Source organism: uncultured Enterovirga sp. (assembly GCF_964242715.1).
Taxonomy (GTDB): domain Bacteria; phylum Pseudomonadota; class Alphaproteobacteria; order Rhizobiales; family Beijerinckiaceae; genus Enterovirga.
Genome location: NZ_CAXTAZ010000093.1, coordinates 1 through 7178, shown reverse-complemented (window position 1 = coordinate 7178; position 7178 = coordinate 1). Strand labels below are relative to the sequence as shown.

General features: G+C 66.6%; 7 protein-coding genes. All 7 read right to left on the bottom strand.

Annotation, left to right across the window (positions count from 1 at the left end; translation table 11 throughout):
* On the bottom strand, window positions 1–1570 hold a 1570-nt coding region (gene pnp / locus ACFE87_RS24330; RefSeq protein ID WP_375462247.1), incomplete at its 3' end, for a polyribonucleotide nucleotidyltransferase.
* A gap of 347 nt (window positions 1571–1917) precedes the next feature.
* Window positions 1918–2187, bottom strand: coding sequence for a 30S ribosomal protein S15 (rpsO, locus tag ACFE87_RS24325; RefSeq protein ID WP_375462246.1), 270 nt, complete (start codon window positions 2185–2187; stop codon window positions 1918–1920).
* Between the two features lie 345 nt (window positions 2188–2532).
* Window positions 2533–2700: a hypothetical protein gene (locus tag ACFE87_RS24320; RefSeq protein WP_375462245.1), complete on the bottom strand. Its 168-nt coding sequence runs from the start codon at window positions 2698–2700 to the stop codon at window positions 2533–2535.
* Between the two features lie 118 nt (window positions 2701–2818).
* On the bottom strand, window positions 2819–3406 hold the full coding sequence (locus ACFE87_RS24315; RefSeq protein WP_375462244.1) for a hypothetical protein: 588 nt from the start codon (window positions 3404–3406) through the stop codon (window positions 2819–2821).
* A gap of 106 nt (window positions 3407–3512) precedes the next feature.
* Window positions 3513–4514 (bottom strand): tRNA pseudouridine(55) synthase TruB, encoded by a 1002-nt coding sequence (gene truB, locus ACFE87_RS24310; protein ID WP_375462243.1) that lies wholly within the window; start codon window positions 4512–4514, stop codon window positions 3513–3515.
* Window positions 4515–4578: 64 nt separating this feature from the next.
* Window positions 4579–4992 (bottom strand): 30S ribosome-binding factor RbfA, encoded by a 414-nt coding sequence (rbfA, locus tag ACFE87_RS24305; RefSeq protein ID WP_375462242.1) that lies wholly within the window; start codon window positions 4990–4992, stop codon window positions 4579–4581.
* Between the two features lie 200 nt (window positions 4993–5192).
* The coding region (gene infB / locus ACFE87_RS24300; RefSeq protein WP_375462241.1) for a translation initiation factor IF-2 at window positions 5193–7178 on the bottom strand (1986 nt) is incomplete at its 5' end.

The window sequence follows — 7178 nt, the reverse complement described above, 5'->3', positions numbered from 1 at the left end:
GGGCGACCCGCATGATCTCCTCGGTGATGCCGGCGATCTTGATGTCCATCTGGAGAGACGTGATGCCGCCCTCCGAGCCGGCCACCTTGAAGTCCATGTCGCCGAGCGCGTCCTCGTCGCCGAGGATGTCGGACAGGACCGCGAAGCGCTCACCCTCGAGGATGAGGCCCATGGCGATGCCGGCGACGGGCGCCCGCAGCGGCACGCCCGCATCCATCAGCGCGAGGGACGAGCCGCAGACCGTCGCCATCGAGGACGAGCCGTTCGACTCGGTGATCTCGGAGACGATGCGGATCGTATAGGGGAATTCATGCGGCGGCGGCAGCAGCGGGTGGATCGCCCGCCAGGCGAGCTTGCCGTGGCCGATCTCGCGCCGTCCGGGCGAACCCATGCGGCCGGTCTCGCCGACGCTGTAGGGAGGGAAGTTGTAATGCAGGAGGAAGTTCTCCTTGCGGGTCCCCTCGAGCGCGTCGATGAACTGCTCATCCTCGCCGGTGCCGAGCGTCGCGACCGCGAGCGCCTGGGTCTCGCCGCGGGTGAACAGCGCCGAGCCGTGCGCGCGTGACAAGATGCCGACCTCGGACAGGATCGGCCGGACCGTCTTCGCGTCACGTCCGTCGATGCGCGAGCCGGTATCCAGGATATTCATCCGGACGACCTTGGCCTGAACCTCCTTGAAGGCGGTCTTGACCTTGTCCGGGTTGAACCGGGCCTCGCCCTCGGCCGGAACGAGCGCGGCCATGACCTTCGCCTTGGCGGCGTCGATCGCGACGTAGCGCTCCTGCTTCTGGGTGATGCCGTAGGCCGTGCGCAGGTCCTGCTCGGCGATCTGCAGGATGACGGTCTCGATCTCGGACAGGTCCGGGGCCGTGAAGTCGCGCGGCTCCTTGGCGGCCTTCTCGGCGAGCCGGATGCAGGCGTCGATGATCGGCTGGAAATGCTTGTGGCCGAACATCACGGCCCCGAGCATGATGTCCTCGCCGAGTTCCTTCGCCTCGGATTCGACCATCAGGACGGCGTCGGTCGTGCCGGCCACGATGAGGTCGAGGCTTGAGGCCTCCATCTCGGTGAGCAGCGGGTTCAGCTTGTAGCCGCCGCCGATATAGCCGACGCGGGCCGCACCGATCGGGCCCATGAAGGGGACGCCCGAGATGGTGAGCGCCGCCGAGACCGCCACCATGGCGACGATGTCCGGATCGTTCTCGAGGTCATGCGACAGGACGGTCGCGACGATCTGGGTGTCGTTCTTGTAGCCCTGGACGAAGAGGGGACGGATCGGCCGGTCGATAAGCCGGGAGGTCAGGACCTCCTTCTCGCTCGGACGGCCCTCACGCTTGAAAAAGCCGCCCGGGATGCGGCCGGCCGCGTAGGTGCGCTCCTGGTAGTTCACGGTGAGCGGGAAAAAGTCGAAGCCGGGCTTCGGCTCTTTCATGGATACGACGGTGGCGAGCACGGCGGTCTCGCCGTAGGTCGCCAGCACCGCGCCATCCGCCTGGCGGGCCATCTTGCCGGTTTCGAGGACGAGCTTCCGCCCGCCCCACATCAGCTCTTCGCGTTGAATATCGAACATCTGTCTGACCTTCCTGGGCCGGGCCGGCCCTCGGGCGCCATGGGCAAGATGACGGGAGGCTCTTTCGACCTCTCAGGGTCGTGGCGACCTGGGGGTCGCCCTCGAGCATCCGGCAATCCTGCCATGGCGGCCGATCGAGCGCCCGGCAGTTGCGGATCCGGCGGGCCATCCCGCCGGGCCGAAGAACGCCGGACCCCATGGCCCGGCGGGTAGGATGCCGGCGCGGGCGCCGACATTCGTGAGAACGGGTGGCCCCGGAACCGCTCATCCCGGCGAAAGCCGGGATCCATGGCATGGCCTGGGTGCCGGCTTTCGCCGGCAGGAGCGGGTGCGGGCTCGCGCCCGTCCTAGCGGCGGATGCCGAGCTTCTCGATCAGCGTGCGGTAGCGCGCCTCGTCCTTCTTCTTCACGTAGTCGAGGAGCGACCGGCGCGAGGACACGAGCTTCAGCAGCCCGCGACGCGAGTGGTTGTCCTTCGAATGCGTCTTGAAATGCTCGGTCAGGTTCGTGATCCGCTCGGTCAGGATCGCGACCTGTACCTCGGGGGACCCCGTATCGCCCGACGCGCGGGCGTGTTCTTTCATGAGCGCGGTCTTGCGCTCTGCCGTGATCGACATCGTGGATCCTTTTTGGTGAGGGAACGGGTGGGCGTGCCAAGAAAGCGCGCCCTTCGCGAAGGCGGCCGGGCCGGGATGTCGTCCAGCGCGGTCGTCCTATTGCGAGCAGCCTTCGGTCCTCTGACCGTTCGGCTCATGGTTTCCTACACGAAAGGATGCCGGACGCCAACTGCCGTCGCCCGCGCGCCGAACCACCATGGCCGGGGACAAGGCGGGCCGCTCAGCGGCAATCCGCACCGCCGACGCGGTGACCGACCAGGCATCGTTCGGATTCCTGACCGTTGCTGCTGAGGGCCTGTCCACTCGGCGTTCGTCAGTCCTAATCTGACGTATCAGCCGGAATGACTAGGGTGCCGTGAAATCCCATTCCAGAACAACGTCTCGGCCGAGATGCACGACCTGCTCGATGTTCTTCTCCGCCGACCCGGAGACGTCGTAGCGACCGGGCGGCAGGTCCGAGAACGTAACGTCGGTTCCACTTCCGTAGTCGCGTTTTGGCCCGATGAGCTGCAACGAGGGTGTTCTATCGCTACTCGATTTGACACGAATGGAGAAGTTACCGTCCGACATCCCGTCCTCCCGGGCTAGAATGGCCATGCATCAAAGATACGTGCAGAAATACGGACCGAAGCTACCGTCTGAGGCGGTCATTGAAGGCAAGCCTCGACGCCGATAATCGAGCGAGATGTTCCTGTTGCAGATCGAACATGGCGCGTGCGTCCTTTGCGATATCTGCCCATTCTTGTTGTCTGGCCGCGTAGATCTTGGCGAGAATATCGGGCTGTGCTTGTTGCGGCGCGCCCGATGCGGACGGGGATTGGCCCGTCGTGCCTGCAGAGGTCACTCGAGCCATGGGGAGCAGGTGTTTCGGGGCAGCAGACAGGTTTGATCCCGGTTGCGCAGGATAGTTGGGGGGGTAGCCGCTCACCGGCGACGTTCGCATCGTCCGCTGGCCGCTCGCTCTCACCCATTGCATGCTCGATGCGAGAAGCTCCCAACATTCGGGTGCCCCCAACCTCGCGAGGGCGTCCGCTTCAGGCAAATAAGTTTGGAAAGTACTTTCCCAAACCGAACTCCAGCTGCTCCATATTTGCACATCGTCGAATGACAGAGTGTCGCGCCGCTCCAAGCGAGCGTTCAAGTCGCGATCATACTCACGGAGTTGCCAGGATATCTCCTTGGCGAGGCGCTGAACCCGAACACCGAGGTTCTCATCCACGCAAACCTCCTCGCATCGACACATGGCACCTCACCACAACCTGTGATGAACTGCAATCTGTGTCGACGACGAATCGGTCGGCGGCTCGCTCGGAGAGAGCGGCTGATCAGCGCTCGCCGAGGCTGAACACCCGGTGCGGGATCAATTCGCCCTTGTCGACGTCGCCCACCGCGACGAGCGCGCCGTTATAAGTGGCGTAGACGCGGCCCTCGAGTGGGCTGTCGCGGCCGCGCAGGATCACGCTCTGGCCGCGCATCAGCCGGCCCGCGGCCTCGCGCGAGACCGGCACCGCGACGAGGTCGCAAAGCGCGGTTGCGACCGGATGAAGAAGCGTCCCGAGGCCGTCCTCGGCCGCCGCTGCCGCTTCCAGGTCGCCGATCGAGCTCGTCTCGCCCTCGTTGAAGGGCCCGACGCGGGTGCGGCGGAGAGCCGAGACGTGGCCGAGGCAGCCGAGCGCGCGGCCGAGGTCTCGGGCCAGCGCCCGCACATAGGTGCCCTTGCCGCAATCGGCCTCGATGATGGAGCGGTCCCCGTCATGCGCCACGACCGCCAGCCGGTCGACCTGGACGGTGCGGGCCTTGAGCTCCACCGTCTCACCCTCGCGCGCGAGGTCGTAGGCGCGCTCGCCCGCGATCTTCACGGCGGAGAATTGCGGCGGGATCTGTTCGATCGTGCCGGTGAACTGCCCGAGCAGCGCCTCGACATCGGCCCGCTCCGGGAAGCGGTTCGTCGCCTGGACCGGCTTGCCTTCGGCGTCGTCCGTGTCGGTCTCGACGCCCCAGGTCACGGTGAAGACGTAGGATTTCTTGCCGTCCATCACATACGGGACGGTCTTGGTCGCCTCGCCGAGCGCGATCGGGAGGATGCCGGAGGCGAGGGGGTCGAGCGTGCCGGCATGGCCGGCCTTCTTGGCGTTCAGCGCCCGCTTCACCATCGCGACCGCATGGGTCGAGGTCATGCCGACCGGCTTGTCGAGCACGATCCAGCCATTGACCACGCGCCGCTTGGGGCGGTCGTGCTGGGGCTGCCGCCGGCTGTCGGGCGCGCGCTCCTGGCGCCCCTCGTCAGAGGCGGTCTCGGCGCTGCCACTCGTGATCGTATCGCTCAAAAGTCCCTGCCCTTGATCTGTGTCAGCCGGCTCATCGTGGCCGGCCCCGCGCGATCCGCCCATGTCACGCCTCCGGCTCCTCGGCCGCCTTGGATGCGATGTCGCGCTGGACCTTCTCGCTCCTGAGGATCGCGTCGATCCGAGCCATCTCGTCGAAGGTCTCGTCGCGCAGGAAGCGGAGGTCGGGCGCGAATTTCAAGTTCACGCGCCGGGCGACCGCGGTTCGAAGCACCTTCTTGTGCCGATCGAGGGCCTCGATCACCGGCTTCTCGTCCTTGCCGCCGAGCGGCATGACATAGGCGGTCGCAAGCTTGAGGTCGGGCGACATCCGGACCTCCGGGATGGTCACGACGTGGCTCGCCAGCACCGGATCGGCGATGTCGCCGCGCGCGAGAACCTCGGCCAGCGCATGGCGCACGATTTCGGCCACGCGGCTCTGGCGTTGGGACGGGCCTTTGGTGTCGGATGGTTTCTTCATGGCCTCTGGTCTCTTCTCCCCGCTTGCGGGGAGAAGTCGAGTCGCGCGTCAGCGTGACCGATTGAGGGACACCGAGACGCGACGAAGGAGTGTCGACACGACGCTCGCCTTTGGTCGTCGTGTGTCCCGGCCCCTCACCCGGTCGCACTGACGTGCGACTCGACCTCTCCCCGTTTGACGGGGAGAGGTCGCTGCCTGCCTCAGAGCGAGCGCTTCTCGGCGTGGACCAAGTAGCATTCGATGAAGTCGCCGACGCGGATCTTCTCGAAATTGGCGAAGGACATGCCGCATTCCTGGCCGGCCACGACCTCCTTGACCTCGTCCTTGAAGCGCTTGAGCGTCGAGAGCGTGCCCTCGTGGATGACGACGTTGTCCCGGATGAGCCGGACATGGGCGCCGCGTTCGACACGGCCGTCCTCGACCCGGCAACCCGCGACCTTGCCGATCTTCGAGACGTCGAACACCTCGAGGATGCGGGCCTCGCCGAGACGCTCCTCGCGGAGATTCGGCGGCAGGAGGCTCGACATGGACGCCTTCACGTCATCCACGAGATTGTAGATGATGTTGTAGTAGCGGATGTCGACGCCGGCCCGTTCGGCCGCCTCGCGCGCTTCCTTGAGCGCCCGGACGTTGAAGCCGATCACGAGCGCACCAGAGGCCTGGGCGAGCGTGATGTCCGATTCCGTGATGCCGCCGACCCCGGCATGCAGGATGCGGGCCTGGACCTCGTCGTTGCCGACCTGTTCGAGCGCGGTCGTGATCGCCTCGACCGAACCCTGCACGTCGCCCTTGAGGACGAGCGCGTAATCCTTGCGGGCCGATCCCTCCTGACGCTCGCGCATCAGGTCGGCGAGCGACGAGCGCGCACCGGCGAGGCGCGCGGCCAGACGCTCGCGCTTCTGGCGGGCGCGGTAATCGGTGATCTCGCGGGCACGGGCTTCCGATTCCACCACTGCCAGGCGGTCGCCCGCCTCGGGCGTTCCCGTGAAGCCGAGGACCTCGACCGGGAGGGACGGACCGGCCTCGCGCAGCGACTCGCCGGTATCCGAGATGAGGGCGCGAACGCGACCCCATTCGGCGCCGGCGACCACGATCTCGCCGTTATAGAGCGTGCCGCGCTGGATCAGCACGGTCGCGACCGGGCCGCGACCGCGATCGAGCTTCGCCTCGATGATGCTGCCCTCGGCCGAACTTTCCGGGTTGGAGCGTAGATCCAGCAGTTCGGCCTGCAGCTGCAGGCCTTCGAGCAGCTCCTTCAACCCGTCGCCGGTCTTGGCCGAGACCTCGAATTCGAGCGTCTCGCCGCCCATCGATTCGACCTGGATGTTGTGCTGCAGCAGTTCGGTCCGGACCCGCTGCGGGTCCGCATCCGGCTTGTCGATCTTGTTGATCGCCAGGATGATCGGCACGCCGGCCGCCCGGGCATGGGCGATCGCCTCGATCGTCTGGGGCATGACGCCGTCATCGGCCGCGACCACCAGGACCACGATATCCGTGACCTTGGCGCCGCGGGCCCGCATCGACGTGAAGGCCGCGTGGCCCGGCGTGTCGATGAAGGTGATCCTGCCGCCGAGCGGCGAGCTCACCTGGTAGGCGCCGATATGCTGCGTAATGCCGCCGGCTTCCCCGCGAACGACATTCGTCTTGCGAATCGCGTCGAGCAGCGAGGTCTTGCCGTGATCGACATGGCCCATGATGGTCACGACCGGCGGCCGTGCCTCGGCAGCGGCGTCATTCACGTCCTCTTCGAAGAGGCCTTCCTCGACATCCGATTCGGCGACGCGCTTCACGGTATGGCCGAGCTCCTCGGCGATCAGCTGGGCGGTGTCCGAATCGATCACGTCGGTGATCTTCAGCATCTGGCCCTGCTTCATCAGCAGCTTGATCACGTCGACCGCCCGCTCCGACATGCGGTTGGCGAGCTCCTGCACGGTGATCGTCTCCGGAATGACGACCTCCCGCGACAGCTTCTCCTTCTCCTCGACCCGATGGCCGGTGAGCCGCTGAAGGCGGCGCCGGCGGGCGGCGTCCGACCGGAAGCGCTCGTCCTCACCCGACGTCGCGGTCGAGATCGTGAGACGGCCGCGACGGTCGCGGTTTCCGCCCGGTCCGCGCGGGGCCTTGGGCGGCGCGATGACCTTGATCGGCATGCCGGGGCGACGGATCACGACCTTGCGGTCGCTCTC

What these genes read in the sequence shown, in the direction of transcription:
- rpsO (WP_375462246.1), bottom strand. Translation starts at nt 2,187, where the DNA reads ATGTCGATCACGGCAGAGCGCAAGACCGCGCTCATGAAAGAACACGCC.
- rbfA (WP_375462242.1), bottom strand. Translation starts at nt 4,992, where the DNA reads ATGAAGAAACCATCCGACACCAAAGGCCCGTCCCAACGCCAGAGCCGC.